Annotated in this window: 17 protein-coding genes; 12 read left to right on the top strand and 5 right to left on the bottom strand. The window is 72.7% G+C overall.

Features of this window, described 5'->3' with window-relative positions:
- Positions 1 to 213 precede the first annotated feature (213 nt).
- From AC1DW8_RS04295 to AC1DW8_RS04310, 4 genes are all read left to right on the top strand, one after another.
- A complete protein-coding gene (locus tag AC1DW8_RS04295; protein ID WP_478092141.1) occupies positions 214 to 1,788 on the top strand; it encodes a S8/S53 family peptidase in 1,575 nt (524 codons plus the stop codon).
- On the top strand, positions 1,785 to 2,366 hold the full coding sequence (locus AC1DW8_RS04300; protein ID WP_056774801.1) for an RNA polymerase sigma factor: 582 nt from the start codon (positions 1,785 to 1,787) through the stop codon (positions 2,364 to 2,366). The genes AC1DW8_RS04295 and AC1DW8_RS04300 overlap by 4 nt, the downstream gene beginning before the upstream one ends.
- 1 nt (position 2,367) lies before the next feature.
- Entirely contained in the window at positions 2,368 to 2,874 is a 507-nt protein-coding gene (locus tag AC1DW8_RS04305; RefSeq protein WP_478092143.1) for a carboxypeptidase-like regulatory domain-containing protein, read from the top strand.
- Positions 2,875 to 2,980: 106 nt separating this feature from the next.
- Positions 2,981 to 5,554, top strand: a complete 2,574-nt coding sequence (locus AC1DW8_RS04310) for a CHAT domain-containing protein (RefSeq protein WP_478092145.1) — start codon at positions 2,981 to 2,983, stop codon at positions 5,552 to 5,554.
- A gap of 124 nt (positions 5,555 to 5,678) precedes the next feature.
- On the opposite strand, the gene AC1DW8_RS04315 is transcribed toward AC1DW8_RS04310, so the two are convergent.
- Positions 5,679 to 6,860: a flavin-containing monooxygenase gene (locus AC1DW8_RS04315; protein ID WP_442296918.1), complete on the bottom strand. Its 1,182-nt coding sequence runs from the start codon at positions 6,858 to 6,860 to the stop codon at positions 5,679 to 5,681.
- 80 nt (positions 6,861 to 6,940) lie between these two features.
- On the opposite strand from AC1DW8_RS04315, the gene AC1DW8_RS04320 reads away from it, so the two are divergent.
- Positions 6,941 to 7,804, top strand: a complete 864-nt coding sequence (locus AC1DW8_RS04320; RefSeq protein ID WP_478092148.1) for a methyltransferase domain-containing protein — start codon at positions 6,941 to 6,943, stop codon at positions 7,802 to 7,804.
- 25 nt (positions 7,805 to 7,829) lie between these two features.
- Here the strand turns inward: AC1DW8_RS04320 and AC1DW8_RS04325 are convergent, their stop codons facing one another.
- A complete protein-coding gene (locus tag AC1DW8_RS04325) occupies positions 7,830 to 8,507 on the bottom strand; it encodes a DUF2461 domain-containing protein (RefSeq protein WP_478092150.1) in 678 nt (225 codons plus the stop codon).
- 113 nt (positions 8,508 to 8,620) lie between these two features.
- Between AC1DW8_RS04325 and efeU the strand changes: the two genes are divergently transcribed.
- The 3 genes from efeU (at position 8,621) to efeB (ending at position 12,116) form a co-directional block, all read left to right on the top strand.
- A complete protein-coding gene (gene efeU, locus AC1DW8_RS04330) occupies positions 8,621 to 9,511 on the top strand; it encodes an iron uptake transporter permease EfeU (protein ID WP_056825952.1) in 891 nt (296 codons plus the stop codon).
- A 68-nt stretch (positions 9,512 to 9,579) separates the two neighbouring features.
- Positions 9,580 to 10,761, top strand: coding sequence for an iron uptake system protein EfeO (gene efeO / locus AC1DW8_RS04335; protein WP_478092153.1), 1,182 nt, complete (start codon positions 9,580 to 9,582; stop codon positions 10,759 to 10,761).
- The gene (gene efeB, locus AC1DW8_RS04340) at positions 10,758 to 12,116 is read left to right on the top strand and encodes an iron uptake transporter deferrochelatase/peroxidase subunit (protein ID WP_478092155.1); all 1,359 of its coding nucleotides are present in this window, start codon (positions 10,758 to 10,760) and stop codon (positions 12,114 to 12,116) included. Before efeO ends, efeB begins: the two co-directional genes overlap by 4 nt.
- A 122-nt stretch (positions 12,117 to 12,238) precedes the next feature.
- Here efeB and AC1DW8_RS04345 read toward each other — a convergent pair whose 3' ends face one another.
- A complete protein-coding gene (locus AC1DW8_RS04345; protein WP_478092157.1) occupies positions 12,239 to 13,348 on the bottom strand; it encodes a diacylglycerol/lipid kinase family protein in 1,110 nt (369 codons plus the stop codon).
- A gap of 81 nt (positions 13,349 to 13,429) precedes the next feature.
- On the opposite strand from AC1DW8_RS04345, the gene AC1DW8_RS04350 reads away from it, so the two are divergent.
- The 4 genes from AC1DW8_RS04350 to AC1DW8_RS04365 all read left to right on the top strand — a co-directional run bounded on the left by AC1DW8_RS04350 (position 13,430) and on the right by AC1DW8_RS04365 (position 16,125).
- Positions 13,430 to 13,978 (top strand): DinB family protein, encoded by a 549-nt coding sequence (locus tag AC1DW8_RS04350; RefSeq protein WP_478092159.1) that lies wholly within the window; start codon positions 13,430 to 13,432, stop codon positions 13,976 to 13,978.
- A complete protein-coding gene (locus AC1DW8_RS04355; RefSeq protein ID WP_478092161.1) occupies positions 13,975 to 15,030 on the top strand; it encodes a Gfo/Idh/MocA family protein in 1,056 nt (351 codons plus the stop codon). The genes AC1DW8_RS04350 and AC1DW8_RS04355 overlap by 4 nt, the downstream gene beginning before the upstream one ends.
- A 66-nt stretch (positions 15,031 to 15,096) precedes the next feature.
- Positions 15,097 to 15,591: a hypothetical protein gene (locus AC1DW8_RS04360; protein ID WP_478092165.1), complete on the top strand. Its 495-nt coding sequence runs from the start codon at positions 15,097 to 15,099 to the stop codon at positions 15,589 to 15,591.
- A gap of 51 nt (positions 15,592 to 15,642) precedes the next feature.
- Positions 15,643 to 16,125, top strand: coding sequence for a DUF2500 domain-containing protein (locus AC1DW8_RS04365; protein WP_478092169.1), 483 nt, complete (start codon positions 15,643 to 15,645; stop codon positions 16,123 to 16,125).
- Positions 16,126 to 16,145: 20 nt separating this feature from the next.
- Here the strand turns inward: AC1DW8_RS04365 and AC1DW8_RS04370 are convergent, their stop codons facing one another.
- A complete protein-coding gene (locus AC1DW8_RS04370) occupies positions 16,146 to 17,165 on the bottom strand; it encodes a hypothetical protein (RefSeq protein WP_478092171.1) in 1,020 nt (339 codons plus the stop codon).
- An 83-nt stretch (positions 17,166 to 17,248) separates the two neighbouring features.
- Positions 17,249 to 18,682, bottom strand: a complete 1,434-nt coding sequence (zwf, locus tag AC1DW8_RS04375) for a glucose-6-phosphate dehydrogenase (RefSeq protein ID WP_056774761.1) — start codon at positions 18,680 to 18,682, stop codon at positions 17,249 to 17,251.
- Positions 18,683 to 18,877 lie beyond the last annotated feature (195 nt).

Below are 18,877 nucleotides of genomic sequence, written 5' to 3' on the forward strand. Positions count from 1 at the left end.
CCCTGTGCAGGTCACCGGGCCTGCTGCCCCTCCGCAGCGCCCCGTTGCAGCCCGGTGACCGTTCCCCCTGACCACCCAGAGTCGTCCCGTCCGGGCTTGATACGTCTCCGGACGAAAAAGTTCGGAAGGCCCGATGTATCAGGAAAACGCGCACGCACACTCAGTCGGGTGTAAGGGTCTTTCCAACACCATCCGCCCCTCAGGAGGTTGTCGATGTCAGAGTCGGGTCCCGACGCCCCACAGGGAGCGACCGGCGAGAACGCGGCCGGCGGCTCCCGCCGCCCCGAACGTCCGCCCGTCCGCGCCCTCGACCCGGCCACGGCGATGCGCCTGACCGACGGTCGCCCGCCGCTTCCCGCCCTCTACCTCTCCGACCGCCTCCTCGTGCGCACTCCGTCGGGTGGGGGCAGGCCGCGAGGACTCGAGGACCTGCGCACGGCGCTGGGCAAGCTCGAGCTCGACTTCACCGTGACGCCTCGGCCCGACGGTGGGCCGCGCGACCTCGACCAGCCCTCCTGGGGCACGAGCATCACGCTCCGGCCGACCCGCTCGATCGACCCTGTCGACGCGTGGAGCGTGCTCCAGCGGCTGCGCCAGTCCGGCGAGCCGATCGCCGAGCAGCTGAGCCTCGAGCACGTCCTGCGCCCGGCAGACGGCTACTGGGGCGGCGTGGGCGGCTACTGGGGCGGCGTCGGGGGCTACTGGGGTGGCGTGGGCGGCTACTGGGGTGGCGTCGGGGGCTACTGGGGTGGCGTCGGCGGATCCGCGCTGCAGGAGTACTCCGTGCCCGGGCGGGGCGGCCGTATGCCGGTGGCCCTGGCCCTGCCCGACCCGCGGCTGCGGGCACGTCCCGTCGACCGCAGCCCCGTCGTCGTCGTGCCCGACACGGCGGTCGCGGCGCACCCCTGGTTCAAGGACGGCGAGGGGGTCGTGCGGCTCGAGCTCAAGGACGGCCGGCTCGTGCCGGTGAAGACGCCGAAGCCGGTCGACCCACCGATCTCCGTGCCGGCCCCGAGCGAGCCCGTCGGGCTGCTCCAGGGGCACGCGACGTTCATCGCCGGCCTCGTGCGCCAGGGCTGCCCGGAGGCGACGATCCTCTCCATCCCTGTCATGGGTGACGACGGCGTCGTCGACGAGAGCGTCATGCTCGACGTCCTCCAGGCGTTGCTCGACCGGCACGTCCACGGGCAGGAGCACGACGACGCGTCCGAGGTGGTCGACGTCGTCTCGCTCTCCCTCGGCTACTACGCCGAGGACCGCAGCTACACGTCCGGCCCCGTCGCCGACCTGCTCGACCGCTTCGGCGAGCACGGCGTCCTCGTCGTGGCCGGTGTCGGCAACGACGGCACGAACGCGCCCTTCGTCCCGGCGGCGCTCGCGGCGGCGCCACCGCAGCGCGTCACCGCGAAGTCGGTCCCACCGCTCGCGAGCGTCGGAGCGAGCAACCCCGACGGGGTGACCGTCGCGCTCTTCTCCAACAACCTCACCGTGGTCAGCGCCGTGCGGTCCGGCGTCTCCGTCGTCAGCACCCTGCCGCTCACCAACGGCATGGGCCAGCCGTCGTCGGAGGTCTCGGCCGACGGCACGGTGCGCTGCACCGTCGACCCCGACGACTACACCGGTGGTTTCGGTGTCTGGAGCGGCACGTCCTTCTCCACCCCGGTCTTCGCGGCAGAGCTCGCGGCGGCCCTCATCGACGAGGGCGGCCTGGCCGACGTCTCGTCCCCCGTCATGCGCAAGCGCGCCATCCGTGCGCTGCGCACCTGCATCGGAAGGGCGCGATCATGACGCCGACCCCCACCGCCCCCGACGGCCTCGGGACCCTCGCGGGCAAGGCGTTCGCCGCCTACCGCGCGGGCGAGCGCGAGCGGCTCTCCGAGCTCGTCGACCTCGTGACCCCCGTGCTGTGGAACGCCGCACGGTCCCAGGGCGGTGCGCCGGCGACGTGCGAGGACGCCATCCAGACGGCGTTCCTCCAGCTCGTCGACCGGGCCGACTCGATCAACGAGCCGGCTGCGGTGCTCGGCTGGCTCGTCGTCGTCGTCAAGCGCGAGGTCTGGCGGCTCGCCCGCGGGGCCAGGCGCGAGTTCGGTGTCGAGGAGGTGCCGGAGGCCCCGGCGCAGCAGCTCGACCCCGAGGCGCAGACCATCCTCTCGGAGCGCCAGCGCGTGCTGTGGAAGCACGTCTCGACCCTCTCCCCGCGGTGCCAGGAGCTGCTCCGGGTCATCGCGTTCGCCGACCGCCCCGACTACGCCGCCATCGCGGAGTCGCTGGGGATGCCGGTCGGCAGCATCGGCCCGACCCGTGGCCGCTGCCTCCAGAAGCTGAGGACGACCCTCGGCACCGACCCCGGATGGGCGGTCTGACATGACATCTCACACTGACGCCATCGATGCCCGCGACATCGCCAACCTCCACCACGTGCGTGACCTCTTCGGCCACGCCGACCCCGTCCCGAGCGACCTCGCCGAGCGGGTCAAGTTCGCGATCACCGTCCACGCGCTGCACGCCGAGGTCGCCGAGCTCATGGACTCTGCCCTGCTGACGACGCGCGGCGCGGAGACGAAGGTCGAGCCGACGCCCACCGACTCGGTGACGTTCACGGCCGCCTCGGTGAGCCTCATGGTCTCGTCCGGTCCCGCGGACTCCGACGACGCGGACGACGCCGACGACCGCGTGCGCGTCGACGGCTGGGTCACGACACCGGGCGCGCAGATCGAGGCCGTGACGACCGACGGCAGCTCAACGGTGATTTCGGATGCGAACGGGCGCTTTGTTCTGGATGATCTACCCCATGGGCCGGTGCACTTCGTCGTCACCGACCCGGGCAACGAGGACATGCGACCGGTCATCACCCCCACCATCCAGATCTGACGATCCGGCCTGACGTGGTGACCGGCCCCTAGGGAGAGGCCGGGCGGGAGCCATCGATCTGCTCGAGAGTGCACGCACGCTGCGCGAGCAGGGTGCCGCGGACAACATGGCCGGCAGGCCGGTTGACGCAGCGCGCTCGCTGACGGCGGCCCTCGACGAGATCGAGCGCGTGGCGGGCGCCGCGCCCTCCCGGGACCGGCTCGAGCTGCGCTGCAAGACGCTCATCACGCTCGCCCTGACGGAGTTCATGCTGTCCGGGGTGGAGGCCGCCCTGGCCCGGCTCTCCGAGGCCGAGGTGCTCGTCGACGAGCTCGGCGACGAGGCGCTCCGAGCCCGGCTCGACTACCAGCGCGCCAACATCCACGGCCGCGTCGGTGACCTCGCCTCGGCATGGGACGGGCTCGAGGGGGCGGTGCGCCGCCTCGACGCCTTCACCGAGCGCGAGCAGTGCTCGGTGCACCTGAGTCGCGGGATGCTCGCCTTCGAGCTGCTGCGGCCGCAGGAGGCGCTCGAGTCCTTCGCCGAGGCGGCGCGCCTCGCGCACGACCTCGGTGGGGTGGCCCAGGAGTTCATGGCCCGCCACAACGAGGGGTATGCCGCCTACCTCCTCGGTGACATCCCGCGCTCCCTCGCCGGCATGGCGCTCGCGGAGGAGCTGGAGTCCGACGTCTTCACGGGACCGGCGCGCCTCGACCGCGCCCAGGTGCTGCTCGAGGCGGGCCTCGTCAAGGAGGCCGTCGAGGCGCTGCACGGTGGCCTCGAGACCCTCGAGGGCGACGGCCACGACCAGATGCGGGCCGAGTTCGAGCTGGCACTCGCGCGCGCCCACCGGCTGCTCGGCCACCTCGACCTGGCAGCCTCGGCCGCGGCGTCGGCTCGCGAGACGTACGCCCGCATCGGGGCGACCGCGTGGGCTGCCAAGGCGATGCTCGTCGGCCTCCTCGTCGAGCTGGACCGCCAGCGGCGCACCCGCCGTGGTCGGGAGCGCGACGGCCGTCATGGGGTCGGGGACGCCCATCCCGACGCCGAGCTCGTCCGGCAGGTCGTCGGTGTCGGGGACGCCACCGTGGCGCTCGCGGCGGCGGCGACCGCCGACGATCTCGCGGAGACGGCGACCGAGCTGGGCGACTCCGAGCTCGCCGACAGTGCCAGGGTCGTCGCCGCGCAGGCCCTGCTGCTCGCCGGTGACCCGGCCGGAGCCAACACGAGGCTGCTCGGTCTCGAGCGGGTCTCCACCGGGTCGCTCTCCGACGAGCTCGATGCCGCCGTCGTCACCGCGATGACGCTCGTCGCCACCGGTGACCTCGCGCCGGCCCGACGCATCCTCGCTCGGGCCTCCCGTCGCCTCGCAGCCGGCCAGGAGGGGAGCGCCAGCCTCGACCTGCGCACCGCCCGCGCGGTCCACGGCGCCCGGCTCTCCGAGCTCGACCTCGAGCTCGCCGTACCCCGGGGCAGCGGCGCGGTGCTCGAGGCCCTCGAGCGGTGGCGCAGCGCGACCGACCGGCTGCCCTCGCTCGGACGGCCCGACGACGAGCAGCTCGCCCAGCTCACCGAGCAGCTGCGCGCGGTCCGTGGGCACCTGCGCGGCGAGGGCGACCCGGAGCAGGCGCGCGAGCTGCACGACCACGCCTCGCGCCTCGAGCGGCAGATCCGAGACCGCGACTGGGCCCTGAGCCGCAGCGGTGGGGCCTCGCGCGCGGTGCCGGTGCGGGTCCGTGAGGCGCGCGAGCACCTCGGCCGGGTCGACCGCGACCTCGTGTGGTTCTTCCGGCACCGCGGCCGCATCGGTGCGGTCGGGGTCGTCGGTGGTCGCGCGACGATGCGTGACCTCATGCCGGCCGACCGGGCCGCAGAGCTCGCCCAACGCATCCGCGTCGACCTGCGGGCCGCGGCAACGCACCACCTGGGCCCGCTCGCCGGCGCCGTCTGGTCGTCGCTGCGTTCGAGCGCGACCGAGCTCGACGACGGCCTGCTGCGGCCGTGGCGCACCGACCGTGGGCTCGTCGTCGTGACGTGCCCCGAGCTGTCGGCCCTCCCGTGGGCGCTCCTGCCGTCGATGACCGGACGGCCGTTCACGGTGGCGCTGTCGCTGACGTCGTTCACCCGCCGCGCCGCACCAGCGGGGGACGCTCCTCGTCGGGGGCCCGTCCACGTCAGCGTCGGCCCGTCCGTGCCTCGCGCGTCGGGCGAGGGCCGCACGATCGTCGGCACGTGGGGCGAGGTCGCCCACCTCGCCGAGCCGTCCCGCCGGGCCGACCTCGTCGGGGCACTCGCCCGCCCGGGTGTCGTCCACGTCGCCGCGCACGGCACCCACCAGGTGGAGTCGCCGCTCTTCTCCTCGCTCGTGCTCCACGACGGGCCCGTCTTCGCTCACGAGCTGCAGCCCACCGGCGTGCGTGCCGACCACGTCGTGCTCTCGGCGTGCGAGGTCGGGCTCACCTCGCCCCGCCCCGGGCACGAGTCCCTCGGTCTGGCGCTCTCACTGCTCTCGCTCGGCGCGCGCTCGGTCGTCGCGGCGGTCTCGCCCGTGCCCGACGACGTCGCCGCGACGACGATGACGCGCCACCACGAGCTGCTGGCCGCCGGCCTCCCGAGCGACGAGGCCCTGGCCCGCTCGGTCGCGGAGACCGACGACGTCGCCGCCGCCTTCCTCAACCTCGGCGGCCAGCACCGCCCCTGAGCGCGCCCCCATCCCGAACCGAACGCAGCGTTCGATCTCGAACTCAGGGCTCTAACAGTGAGTTCGAGAGCGAACGCGGCGTTCGGTCGGGTTTGTGGCGGGTCTGTGGCGGGTCAGTGGTGGGTCAGGCGGCCTTGCGGCGGGCCTTGATCTCGCGGCGCTTGCGCAGGGCCATGGCCAGGGCGATCTTGCGGGCGTCGATGGACAGCTCGCGGAGCATGCCGGAGATCGGGTTCGTGTAGCCGGTGAACCACAGGCCTCTGGCGCCGCGCGCCGTGCGCCCGCCGCGTTCGACCGGGCGCCCCTTCTCGTCGAGCACCCCGAGGTGCCCGATGAGGGGCTCGAGCCCCTGGCTGTAGCCGGTCGCGAGCACGACGAGGTCGGGCGTCAGGCGTGTGCCGTCCGCGAGCACGACGGCATCCCCGTCAAACTCCCGCAGCGCGGCCACCGGCTCGACGGCGCCGGTCCGGATCGCGTCGATGATGCCGACGTCCTGCACCGGGATCGCGTTGTCGCGCTCGACCCTGGTCAGCAGGCCGGTGTCGGGACGCGGCAGTCCCTGCGCCGACAGGTCAGGGGTCTGCAGCCGGCCGACGATCGGTGCCACCGTGTCGACGAAGGCCGTGGGCAGCCGCCGCACGGCGATGCCGGTGTACTGAGCGGCATACGGCCCCGTGTTGCGTCGCAGGATGTGCGGCACCGTGCGCACGGCCAGGCGCACGCGCGCGGCGCCGTGCTCGACGAGGTCGACGGCCAGCTCGGTGCCGGTGTTGCCCGTGCCCACGACGAGGACGTCCTTGCCGGCGTGGGCCGACCCGTTGCGGTAGTCCCGAGCCAGCACGACCTCACCGGAATATCCTTGCAGGCCAGGCACGTCCGGCTCGCGAGCCGTGTGGTTGAAGCCCGTGGCCACGACGGCGTACGGCGCCGTGAGGGTCGTCCCGTCCGCGAGCGTGAGCGTCCACGACTCACCGTCCGCGGAGCGGTCGACCCGGCGCACCGCGGTGCCGAGGCGCACGTCGAGCCGGTGGTGGGCGGCATACAGCTCGAGGTAGCGCACGACGTCGTCGCGTGCGACCCAGCGGCCCATCTCCTTCGGGATCGGGAAGCCCGGAAGGCCGGAGAGCTCACGCGGTGTGTGCAGGTGCAGCCGGTCGTAGTGGCTGCGCCACGACGTGCCGACGCCGTTGCTCCGCTCGAGGACCACGCCGTGCAGGCCACGGGCCTCGAGGGCGGCGGCGACGGCCAGGCCGCCCGGGCCGGCACCGATGATGTATGCGTCGACCGGGACGCTGCGCTGGGTCACCGGCCCAACGTAGTCGCCCACCCTCGACAGTTCTCGGCAAACCCCGCCCCGATCCGAACGGTGGGCAGCATGCTGGAGCGGTGACCCCTCAGTCGGGTCCGACTCCTCCCGAGGAGCCGGGCGCCGCCCCGAACATGTTCACGCGGGAGCGGATCGGCGAGGGCGGCGCTGCCCGCGTCGCCACCCTCGTCGCGCTCCTCGACGCGCAGGAGCAGCAGCCGGCGGTCCGGCGCCTGCGGGCCTGGGCGTTCGAGGCCCTGGCGCCGGAGCCGGGGGAGTCGGTCGTCGACGTCGGGGCCGGGCTCGGCACGGAGCTGCGTCGCCTCGCCGAGGCCGTCGCACCGAACGGACGTGCGGTCGGTGTCGAGCCCAACCCCGGCCTGCGGGAGGAGGCGTCGCGGCGTGCGGCCCTGCTCGGGTCCGCCGCGACGTTCATCGACGGCGACGCCGCCGACCTGCCCTTCGCCGACGGTGCCGTGCACGTGCTGCGCTGCGAGCGCGTCTTCCAGCACCTCGCCGACCCGCAGGCTGCGGCCCACGAGCTCGCGCGGGTGCTCGCGCCCGGTGGACGCGCCGCCGTCCTCGACAGCGACTGGGGCACCGTCATCAGCCACCCCGGAGACCCAGACCTCGTGCGTCGCTACGCCGAGGCCAACTGGCGACGGATGCCGAACCCGTTCGCGGCGCGACACCTGCCGAACCAGCTCCGGGCCGCCGGGCTGCTCGTCGACCACGACATCGGCTCGGCCGCGCTGGTCATGCCGCCGCGCGCGCTGCTCGGCAGCGGTGTGGTCCACCGGAACGCCGATGCCGCGGTGCAGGAGGGCGCGCTGACCCGCGAGGAGGCCGACCGGCTCCTGGCGGACGTCATGGCCGCGGCGCGGGCGGGCACGGCCTTCTTCTCCGTGACGATGTTCGGGGTCATCGGTCGCAAGGCCGGCTGACGGTGCAGCCGGGAGACCGGGCACGTCACCGCCGGGTCGCAGGCTCCTCGGCGCCGACGTGCTCCTCGAGCCAGGCCGTCAGCGGTCGCACGGCCCGCCACGTGTCCCGGACCTCCGTCAGCGTCCGGGTCGTCGACAGCCAGGCGGGCGCGCCGAAGTCGCGGGAGACCATCAGCTCCTTGTGACGCAGCGTCGCGATGCGGGGGTGGTCGGCGGCGTATCCCCTCGGGGTGGTCTTGACCTGCTCGCCCATCAGCTCGAAGTCCTTGCCGCGCAACGCCTCGAGGATGGTCTCGAGTGCGAGTCCACTGGACGGCGCGTCGACGGCTGCCCGGAAGCGGGCGGTCTGCGCCGGGCTCACCGCCCGGAAGCCGCCGCCAGCGCGCAGGCCGTCGGCGCTCACCTGCACGTAGTGGCCGAGCACCGTGCCGGAGCCCACGAGCGCGCCCTGGTGGGTCTTGTAGGGCGACTTGTCGGCGCTGAAGCGCACGTCGCGGTTGGGCCGGAAGAGCTTGGCGGGGCCGAACTCGTCCTCGAGACCGTCGAGCAGGGCGAGCATCGGCTCGCGCACGTCGCGCTCGTAGACGTCCTTGTGGGCGAGCCACCAGTCCCGGGAGTTCACGTCCTCGAGCTCGGCGTAGAAGGACAGGGCACCGGGAGGAAAGCCGGAAAAGGTCGGGGAGGAGGACTCAGGCGTGCTCATGTGGCGACTCTGACACCGGGACCGGGTTGTTAGGCAAGGCTTACCTGTGCTTTCCTGAATTCCGTCACGTCGCCGTGGCGTAATTGCTGAGAACAACCTGAGAGAAGGCACCCGTGCTCGCGAGCAACGCGCTCATCGGACTCCGAGAAGGACTCGAGGCGGCCCTCGTGGTCGTCATCCTCGTGGCCTTCCTCGTCAAGACCGATCGCCGCTGGGCCCTGCGCCACGTCTGGACCGGGGTCGGTGTCGCCGTCGCCCTGTCGGTCGCCCTCGGGGCCCTGCTCACCTACGGCACGAAGCAGCTGACCTTCGAGGCCCAGGAGCTCATCGGTGGCAGCGCCTCGATCATCGCGGTCGTCTTCGTCACCTTCATGGTCTTCTGGATGAAGTCCGCCTCGCGGACGATCTCGGGCGAGCTCAAGGGCAAGCTCGACAAGGCGCTCGACATGGGCCCGCTCGCGATCGCCCTCGTCGCCTTCCTCGGCGTCGGGCGCGAGGGACTCGAGACGGCGATCTTCTTCTACGCCACGACCGAGGCCGCCGGCCAGGGCAACAACCAGCCGCTCATCGGCTGGGTCATCGGTCTCGGCGGCGCCGTCGTCCTCGGCTGGCTCATCTACCGAGGCGCGGTCAAGATCAACCTCGGCACCTTCTTCCGCTACACCGGCATCCTCCTCGTCCTCGTCGCGGCCGGCATCCTCGCCTACGGCATCCACGACCTCCAGGAGGCCGGCTTCCTGCCCGGCCTGACGACGCTCGCCTTCGACGTCAGCGCGACCGTCGACCCGGGCAGCTGGTACGCCACCCTGCTCAAGGGCATCTTCAACTTCACGCCCGCGACCACCGTGCTCCAGGCCATCGCGTGGGTGCTCTACGTCGGCATCGTCCTGACCCTCTTCCTGCGCCCGGCCCGGCCGGCCGCCCCGGTCGCCCCGGCTGCCCCGGCGCAGCAGGCCCCCAGCGCGACCCCGACGAGCGACGCGCGTCCCACCGTCGCCGCCTGACCGTCTCGCGCCGACCGGCCCGGCCGGTCCCCTCCGCACTCACACCGACGCCCTCCAGGAGAACCACCATGCCCCGCCCTGCCTTGCGCCCCGCTGCCCGCGCCGTGCGCACCGCCGTGCCCGTCGCCCTGTCACTCGCAGCGGCCCTCGCCCTGACCGGCTGCGCCGACAAGCCGACCGCGACTGCCGGCTCGACCGCGGCCGGTGGCGGCGGCGGACCGATCACGGTCAACGCCACCGACACCGCGTGCGAGCTGAGCGCCACGACGGCCAAGGCCGGCACCGTGACCTTCCAGGTCACGAACTCGGGCAGCAAGGTCAACGAGTTCTACCTCTACGCCGAGGGTGACCGCATCGTCGCCGAGGTCGAGAACATCACGCCCGGCCTGAGCCGCGAGCTCAAGGTCGAGATCACCGATCCCGGCACGTTCACGACCTCGTGCAAGCCCGGCATGGTCGGCGACGGCATCCGCGGCGCGTTCACCGTGACGGGCACCGCGGCGAAGGGCAGCGCCGACTCGAAGGTCGCCAAGGCGATCACCGACTACAAGGCCTTCGTCGCCTCCGAGGCCGACGAGTTCGTCGACGGCACCAAGGAGTTCGTCGCCGCGGTCAAGGCCGGTGACGTCGCGAAGGCCAAGTCGCTCTACGCCCAGGCGCGCCACCCGTGGGAGGCCATCGAGCCGGTCGCCGAGAGCTTCGGCGACCTCGACCCGAAGATCGACGGCCGTGAGGACGTCATCGCCGACGGCATGGCCTTCACCGGCTACCACCGCCTCGAGAAGGACCTCTGGAAGGACGGCCTCCAGAAGGACTCGGGTGCGATCGCCGACCAGCTGCTCGCCGACGTCACCGAGATCGCCGCGAAGAGCAAGACCGTCGAGCCGACCGCCCTGTCGATCGCGGGGGGCGCCAAGGCCCTGCTCGACGAGGTCGCGACGGGCAAGATCACGGGCGAGGAGGAGCGCTACTCGCACACCGACCTCTGGGACTTCGACGGCAACCTCGAGGGCTCGCGTCAGGCGCTCGCCGTGCTGCGCCCCGTCATCGCCGAGCGCGACCCGGCCCTGCAGAAGGCCCTCGACGCCGACTTCACCGAGCTGTCGAGCCTGCTCGCCAAGCACAAGACCGGCGCCGACTACGCGAGCTACACCGCGCTCACCGAGGCCGACATCAAGGACCTGACCGTCTCGCTCGACGCGCTCTCCGAGCAGGTGTCCAAGGTCCCCGGAGTCGTGGAGGCCAAGTGAGCCCCTTCCCTGACGAGCCCGGCGTCCCCGAGCGCGCAGACGCGACGGTCCCCGGGACCGAGGTCGGTGGCGGCGTGAGCCGCCGCCGTCTCCTGGGCGCCTCCGGGACCGCCGCGGTCGCCGGCGTGGTCGCGGGCGCGACGAGTGCCTATGCCGTGTCGCGCGGTACCGACGCCTCTGCGGCAGGTGCCCCGACGGCCACCGCAGCGCCCGCGCTCGCGCTCGACGCGGCCATCCCGTTCCGCGGTGAGCACCAGGCCGGCATCGTCACTCCCGCGCAGGACCGCCTCCACTTCGTCGCGCTCGACGTCGTAACGAAGGACCGCACGCAGCTGCGCCTGCTCCTCGAGGACTGGACCCGTGCGGCCGAGCGGATGACGGCCGGCGCCGAGGCAGCGCCCGGCGGGCTCGTCGGTGGCGGCCCCAACCGGGCTCCCGAGGACACGGGTGAGGCCTACGGCCTGCCGGCGTCCGGGCTGACGATCACGATCGGCTACGGCCCCTCCCTCTTCGACGACCGGTTCGGCCTCGCGTCGAAGCGCCCGGCCGCGCTGCGGGACCTCCCGGCCTTCACCGGCGACCAGCTCGACCCGCGCCGTACGGGCGGGGACCTCTGCATCCAGGCGTGCGCGAACGACCCGCAGGTCGCGGTCCATGCGGTGCGCAACCTCGTGCGGCTCGGCTTCGGTGTCGTCGCGGTCCGCTGGTCCCAGCTCGGCTTCGGCCGCACGTCGTCGACGTCGACCGCTCAGGCCACGCCGCGCAACATGTTCGGCTTCAAGGACGGCACCAACAACCTCAAGGCGGAGGAGCCGGAGGGCCTCGCGCAGCACGTGTGGGTCGCACCTGACGACGAGACCGGCGGCGGTGCCTGGATGGCCGGCGGCTCCTACCTCGTCGCGCGCCGCATCCGGATGCACATCGAGGTCTGGGACCGGACGAGCCTGCAGGAGCAGGAGGACGTCATCGGTCGCGACAAGAAGGAGGGGGCGCCACTCGGCCGGGCGAAGGAGTTCGACACGCTCGACTTCGCGAAGAAGGGCCCTGGCGGCCAGCCGGCGATCCCCGTCCACGCGCACGTGCGCCTCGCCCACGAGAGCCAGCTCGGCGGCATACGCATCCTGCGGCGCGGCTACAACTTCACCGACGGCTCCGACGGCGTCGGCCACCTCGACGCGGGGCTCTTCTTCCTCGCCTACATGCGCGACCCGGGCCGGCAGTTCGTCCCGATGCAGCGGGCGCTTGCCAAGGCGGACGTGCTCAACGAGTACATCGAGCACAACGGCTCGGCGGTCTTCGCGTGCCCACCCGGGCTGAAGGACGGGCAGACTTGGGGTCAGGCGCTCTTCGCCTGAGCGGCCCTGCCCGGACCCATCCCCTCCTCCCGCCCGAACGCTGCGTTCGGTCGCGAACTCAGTGTTCTAACAGCGCGTTCGCCACCGAACGCTGCGTTCGATGCGGGGGGTGAGGGGGCGGCCTACTGGCTGACGCGCACCGTGAGGCAGCCGGGACGCACGGTCGCACTGACCTCGGTGGCCTCGCCGATGACGTCACCGTCGATCTGGACGGGCACGGGCCGGTCGGTGCGCACGCGGATCTCCTTGCACGCCTTGTGGTCCAGGGTCGGGTGACCCTTGCGCTGCCGGGTGGCGACCCGCGTCGCCACGGGCACCCAGCCGACGACCCCGCGCGGGGACGCGATGACGGCGTCGAGCTGGCCGTCGTCGACGCGGGCGTTCGGCATGAGCACGAGGCCGCCGAGGAGGCGTCCGCAGTTGCCGATGACGACCATCCTTGCGCGACGGCGGAACTCGAGCTCGTCGTCGACCTTGACGGCGATCCGGAACTCCGGCGAGACGAGGTGCTTGAGCCCCGAGACCATGTAGGCGGGCCAGCCGACCTTGGCCTTGAGGTTCTCGTTGGTGCCGGCCATGATCTGCGCGTCCATGCCGACACCGCTCATGACGAGGAAGTAGTGCGTCTCGGGGTCGACCGGCTCGTCGGCGTCCTCGCCCGTCTCGCCGCTCGCGGTCATGCCCAGGACGAGCTCGCCGACGTCGATGCGCCGGTTGCGCCCCGTCAGCGCGACCGCCACGGCCGCCTCGAGGGCGACAGGCAGGTCGAGGTTGCGCGCGAGCAGGTTGCCGGTGCCGGCGGGGAGGATGCCGAGCGCCGTCTCGGTGCCGACGAGGGCGGTCGCGACGTTGCGCACGGTGCCGTCGCCACCGAGCGTGCACACGATGTCGACGCCGTCGCGGACGGCCTGCGCGGCCTGCCCCTGACCGGGGTCCTCGACGGTCGTCTCGTAGAAGTGCGGCTCGCCCCAGCCGTTCGCGAGGCACGTGGCGGTGATCCGCTCGCGCACCGCGGGCAGGTCGGTGAACTTCGTCGGGTTGATGACGATCCCGGCCCGCTTGAGCGGGGCGGGGCTCTCGTCACCGCTGCGGAAGTGGTCGCGCGGCGGGCGGGGACGGCGGCGCAAGGTCGCGGTCGCCTCAGGAGCGACGCGGGTCAGGACGACTCCTCCGATGACCAGCGCCAGCACGACGACGCCGGCGACGATCCACGGCAGGTAGTCCTTGAGCACGAAGACATACGGTATCCCCCGCAGGGTGGACTCCCCGAACTGCCGCTCGCCGGTGGGCGCCCCGGCCCTAGGCTGGGCGCCATGAGCGAGCCCCTCACCGACCCCGGGCCGTCGATGCCGGACGACGCGGACTGGACGTGGGTCCTGACGCGACCGTGCCCCGACTGCGGCTTCGGCCCCGCGGCCGTCGAGCCCGCCGACGTGCCGGCGCTGCTCCGCGACGCGGGGCAGCGGTATGCCGCCGCACTGGGTCGCGAGGACGTGCGGGCCCGCCCGGCCGAGGGCGTCTGGTCGCCGCTCGAGTACACCTGCCACGTCCGCGACGTCTGCGACGTCATGCGGGGCCGGCTCGAGCAGATCCTCGCCGGAGGCGGCGAGGTCGTCCGCTTCGCCAACTGGGACCAGGACGAGACCGCCGTCGAGCAGCAGTACTGGCGCTCCGACCCCGACGTCGTGGCACGCGAGGTCACGGCGGCGTTCGAGGCGGCGGCGACGGCATACGCCTTCCCGGCGGGTACGCAGTGGGAGTGGCCGGCCCTGCGCAGCAACGGCTCGGAGTTCACGGCCCGTACCCTCGCGCTCTACTTCACCCACGACATACGCCACCACCTCTGGGATGTGAACGCATGACCCTGCCCATCGACGTGCCCCTCCAGCTGCCCGAGCCGCGCACGCCCGACCCGCACGACGCCCCCGCCATCCGATGGGGCGTCCTCGCGCCCGGTGGCATCGCGCACGCCTTCGCCGACGCCGTGGCGGTCGGGACGTCGTCGTCCGTCGTCGCCGTCGGCTCGCGCAGCCGCGAGCGGGCGCAGGACTTCGCCGACGAGTTCGCGGTCCCGCGGGCGTACGGCTCCTACGAGGAGCTCGTCGCCGACCCGGACGTGGACGCGATCTACGTCGCGTCGCCGCACTCCGAGCACCGCGACCACGCCCTGCTGGCGCTCGAGGCCGGCAAGCCGGTGCTCGTCGAGAAGGCCTTCGCCCGCAGCGCCGCCGAGGCCCGCGAGGTGCTCGCCGCCGCCGACGCCCAGAACCTGCTCGTCGTCGAGGCGATGTGGAGCCGCTTCCTGCCGCACTACGACGTCGTGCGACACGTCGTCGAGACCGGCCTCATCGGCGAGCTCGTCGCCGTGTTCGCCGACCACGGGCAGCGCCTCTACCCCGGCGGCCCGGCCCGCCTCTCGCAGCCCGAGCTCGCGGGTGGCGCCCTGCTCGACCTCGGCGTCTACCCCGTGTCGTTCGCCGACCTCGTGCTCGGCGCACCGTCGGCCGTCACGGCCACCGGCACGCTCACCGACCTCGGCGTCGACGCGACGACGACGATCACCGTCACCGGCGCCGGGGGAGCCCACGGCGTGCTCTCGTGCACGATGGCCGCGGTCACGCCGGTCACCGCGGTCGTCGCCGGGACCCTGGCCCGCCTCGAGCTGTCCGGCGCCTTCTACGGTCCGGGCTCGACGATCCGGCTCGTCGGCCCCGACAACGAGGTCATCGACGAACGGCCCGGCGGCCTCACCGAGGACGTGCGCGGCTTCTCCTACGAGGCGGCCGAGTTCGCCCGCTGCCTCGTCGCCGGTGACACCGAGTCACCGCTCATGCCGCACGCCACGACGCTGCGCGTCATGGAGACGATGGATGCCGTACGTCGTCAGGTCGGGGTCGTCTACCCCGGCGAGTGAGGTGGGGCGGGCATCACCCCCAACAGGTGATGCCCGCCGACGTCGGCGCGACGAGGATCGAGTGCCATGACGACGACATCGCTCACGGCGGACCAGGCCGACCTCGTCCGCGAAACCGAGCCGGCCCGCCTCGCCGAGCTGTCCGAGGACGAGCTCATCGAGCTGCACCAGAGGGTGCGTCGGGCCCGCACCAAGCACGTCGGCCTCTACCGGCGTCAGGCCAGCGCGCGGGTCGCGGCCAAGGGGTCTCGCGGCGCTGCTCGACCGGCAAACCGGCTCAACGCCGACCGGGCCGAGGTCTTCGAGCTGGCTCTGGCACGGGTCAGTGCGAGGCTCGGCGTCGTCGCCCGAGCCGCGGCCGCCGACCTCAAGGCCGAGCGCCTCGCGGCGGCGCGTGAGGTCAAGGCCGGGACGGGTCCGGGATCGGTGGCCTCGACCGCCGGTGCCGCCTCGGTGCCGTCGGGCAAGCGGCGCGCGACGAAGACGACGGGCGGCCAGAAGCGGGACGCGTCGTCGCAGTCACAGGGCGCCCGCCGACAGGCCAAGAAGGATGCTCGCTAGACCGAGCCCGACGGCGTGCAACCATTCGGGCCGGGGACGCAGTCATAGAGGATGACTCACCCGACCGACGACAGGGTTGCCATGCTCACCGAGGAGTTCGTCCCGTTCGACCAGGCGATGTCCGGTCCGCCGCCGCTGTTCATGGCGTTCTTCGGCCTCGTCGCCATGGTGGTCGTCGCGGGGTTCGCGTTCGTGATCATCAAGGGCGTCTCGCAGTGGCGGGCCAACGAGGCCAGCCCGCTGCGCAGCGTCGAGGCCCTCGTGGTGTCGCGTCGCACCGACGTGCGCCGGCGTTCCGGGTCGCCGGGCCTCCCCGGCGCCGAGGCCGGCGCGCCGATGAGCGCCGACACTCCCTCGAGCGCGAGCACGACGTACTTCGTGACGTTCGAGGAGCCGTCCGGCGAGCGCCGTGAGCTGATGGTGTCCGGTCGGGACTTCGGCCAGCTGGCTGAGGGCGACCGAGGCCACCTCATGCACCAAGGCACTCGCTACAAGGGATTCACCCGCCAGACGGTCGTCGACGGCCCACGCTGAGGCATCACCGGCCGGGCGGGTCAGGGCAGCTGGACGGAGCCTGTCGCGGTGACGAAGTCCTCGCCGACGAGCCGGGTGTCGAAGGTCAGGTCCACCCGCCGGTGCGTGTCGGCCGAGATGGGGAAGCACAGGTGCAGTCGGCGCACGGGTGGGGCGTCGACGCCAAGGACGAGGCTCATCCCGGGCTCGGCGACCGCCGCGGTGCTTCCGGCTGGGCTGGCCATCGCGCGCTGTGCCGCAACGCCGCCCACCGATCGCGACGGCGACTGGATCGTCCCGACGAGCTCGAGGACGAGCTGGTCGGAGGCCAGGGGCACATAGGTCACGTCGACCGGGTTCGGACCCGAGCACGCCGCCGCCAGGAGCCTGACGTCGCGCGACTCGAACCTGGCGCCCGTGTGGGCGTTGCTGATGACGACGGTCGCCGGGACGTCGCGCGGGCGGGTCGCGACGGCCGTCGCGTTGGCCTTCGGGTCGCCGAGGGCGAAGACGGCCTGGTGGTCGCCCTCGCCGCCGAGGACGAGCTGGGCCGCGGTCAGGTCGAAGTCGTCCGGCACCGAGGGGAAGCGCAGGGTGCTGGGCAGCGTCGTGCCGTGCGGGATGGTGTCGGAGGCCGTGTCCCACGCCGTCACGTGGTCGGGGGAGCCGACCGAGATCTCGGCTCTCGTGGCGCCGAGGTTGGTGTCGACGGACGACGTGTTCGTCAGTTTCGCCTGCACCTCGAGCAGCCGGGTCTGCTCGTCGAGGCGGGCGGAGACGAGCTCGATCTCGAAGCCGGACCACCAGACCGGAGCGCCCGGCAGGAAGGCCACCTCGGTCGGAGAGCCTGACCCGGAGGCCGTCGACGGAGCGGTGGAGGTCAGCCCGTCAGCGGCGGCCGACGTCGCCGAGCCGACGGCAGCCGTGCCCGGTCCCGGCGCGGGGCCCGGGTTCGGCGTGCCGACCGAGCTCCCGCAGGCCGCGAGGAGGCCTGCGGCAGCGGTCGCGACAGCAGCAGTGGTCGCGGCGGTCGCGGCCCTGACCAGACGTGTGGGCACCATGGCGGCTCCATCGTTAGCGGGCCACCCCAGTGTGCTCGCGGGCTCCCGGCCCGCGCAGCCGAATTACGACCTCCTGGTTGGGCTCAGGCGCCGGTCGTGTTGGGGTCGCGCCAGCGCCGCTCGAAGGGCAGGCGCCACGTGAAGGGTGCGACGAGCTGGTGGATCTGGTTGGGGCCCCACGTGCCCGGGTCGTAGGGGCGCACGATCGGCGGGTTGTCGAGGAGCGGCTGGCTGATCTCCCAGAGGCGTTCGATGCCGTCGGCCGACGTGAAGAGGGTGCGGTCGCCGCGGGCGGCGTCGTAGATGAGCCGCTCGTACGCCTCGAGCACCGCTCCGGCCCAGTCGGTCTCGCCCATGGAGAACTGCATCGAGAGCTTGTCGAGCTTCATCCCGGGCCCGGGTCGCTTGCCGTAGAAGGAGAGCGACATGCGTGACCGGTCGGCGAGGTCGAAGGTCAGGTGGTCGGGGCCGTTGTCGCCGACGCCCGATCCTGCCGGGAACATCGAGCGCGGCGGCTCCTTGAAGGCGATCGAGATGATGCGCGCGCCCTCAGCCAGCCGCTTGCCGGTGCGCAGGTAGAAGGGCACCCCCGCCCAGCGCCAGTTGTCGACGAAGCACTTGAGCGCGACGAAGGTCTCGGTCTGGCTGTCGTGCCTGACGCCAGGGACGTCGCGATAGCCGACGTACTGCCCGCGCACGACGTCGTGCGGCTCGATCGGCGACATCGACCGGAAGACCTTGTTCTTCTCCTCGCTGATGGCGTGCGGCTCGAGCGCCGTCGGCGGCTCCATCGCGGTGAAGGCGAGCACCTGGAAGAGGTGCGTGACGACCATGTCGCGGTAGGCGCCAGTGCTCTCGTAGAAGTCCGCGCGCTGCGCGAGGCCGAGCGTCTCCGGGACGTCGATCTGGATGTGGTCGATGTGGTTGCGGTGCCAGATCGGCTCGAAGAGGCCGTTGGCGAAGCGGAAGGCGAGGATGTTCTGGGCCGCCTCCTTGCCGAGGAAGTGGTCGATGCGGAAGATCTGCTCCTCGTCGAAGACCTCGTGGAGCTCGGCGTTGAGCTTGCGGGCGCTCTCGAGGTCGGTGCCGAAGGGCTTCTCCATGATGATCCGGCTGCGTTCGACGAGACCGGCTTCGGCGAGCTGGTGCACGACGGCGAGGGCGGCCTTGGGCGGCACCGAGAGGTAGTGCAGCCGTCGTGCGTCGGGTCCGAGGATCGCCTCCGACTCGTCGACGGCGGCCCGGATCCCTTGCGGCCCGGAGCTGCCCGGCACCCAGTGGATCCGCTCGGCGAACTCGCGCAGGTCGTCGTCGCTCACGTTGTGGCTGCTGTGCTCGCGCACCGACGCGAGGACGAGGTCGAGGAACTCCTCGCGGCTCAGCTCGTCGAGCGAGGTCGCGACGATGCGCAGGCCCTCGAGGAGCTGGGACTCGTGCAGGTGCAGCATGCCCGGGAGCAGCTTGCGCCTGGCGAGGTCTCCGGTGGCGCCGAAGAGGACGACCGTGGTGGCTGGCATGGGTCCAGCGTGGCGCAGATCGGGCGCCAGCGGGAGGTGCGGTCCGGACCGGTCGGGCGAAGACCCACCACTGGGGCGCTCGCCGTGGGAACCTCAGCCATGGCACACGGGGCCGGGCACGACGCAGACCTGGAGGCCGACGGGGGCGCGGTGGAGCCCGCGTCAGGTCGTCTGGCGCGTCTGCGGTCGCGAGGC

This window comes from Terrabacter sp. P2_E3 (genome assembly GCF_056403915.1).

Bases quoted from the DNA above. Each gene is read 5' to 3' on its own strand.
- AC1DW8_RS04295 (WP_478092141.1), top strand. From the start codon at position 214: ATGTCAGAGTCGGGTCCCGACGCCCCACAGGGAGCGACCGGCGAGAAC.
- zwf (WP_056774761.1), bottom strand. From the start codon at position 18,682: ATGCCAGCCACCACGGTCGTCCTCTTCGGCGCCACCGGAGACCTCGCC.
- AC1DW8_RS04305 (WP_478092143.1), top strand. From the start codon at position 2,368: ATGACATCTCACACTGACGCCATCGATGCCCGCGACATCGCCAACCTC.
- AC1DW8_RS04350 (WP_478092159.1), top strand. From the start codon at position 13,430: ATGAGCGAGCCCCTCACCGACCCCGGGCCGTCGATGCCGGACGACGCG.
- AC1DW8_RS04355 (WP_478092161.1), top strand. From the start codon at position 13,975: ATGACCCTGCCCATCGACGTGCCCCTCCAGCTGCCCGAGCCGCGCACG.
- AC1DW8_RS04370 (WP_478092171.1), bottom strand. From the start codon at position 17,165: ATGGTGCCCACACGTCTGGTCAGGGCCGCGACCGCCGCGACCACTGCT.
- AC1DW8_RS04360 (WP_478092165.1), top strand. From the start codon at position 15,097: ATGACGACGACATCGCTCACGGCGGACCAGGCCGACCTCGTCCGCGAA.
- AC1DW8_RS04365 (WP_478092169.1), top strand. From the start codon at position 15,643: ATGACTCACCCGACCGACGACAGGGTTGCCATGCTCACCGAGGAGTTC.
- AC1DW8_RS04300 (WP_056774801.1), top strand. From the start codon at position 1,785: ATGACGCCGACCCCCACCGCCCCCGACGGCCTCGGGACCCTCGCGGGC.
- AC1DW8_RS04310 (WP_478092145.1), top strand. From the start codon at position 2,981: ATGGCCGGCAGGCCGGTTGACGCAGCGCGCTCGCTGACGGCGGCCCTC.
- efeO (WP_478092153.1), top strand. From the start codon at position 9,580: ATGCCCCGCCCTGCCTTGCGCCCCGCTGCCCGCGCCGTGCGCACCGCC.
- AC1DW8_RS04325 (WP_478092150.1), bottom strand. From the start codon at position 8,507: ATGAGCACGCCTGAGTCCTCCTCCCCGACCTTTTCCGGCTTTCCTCCC.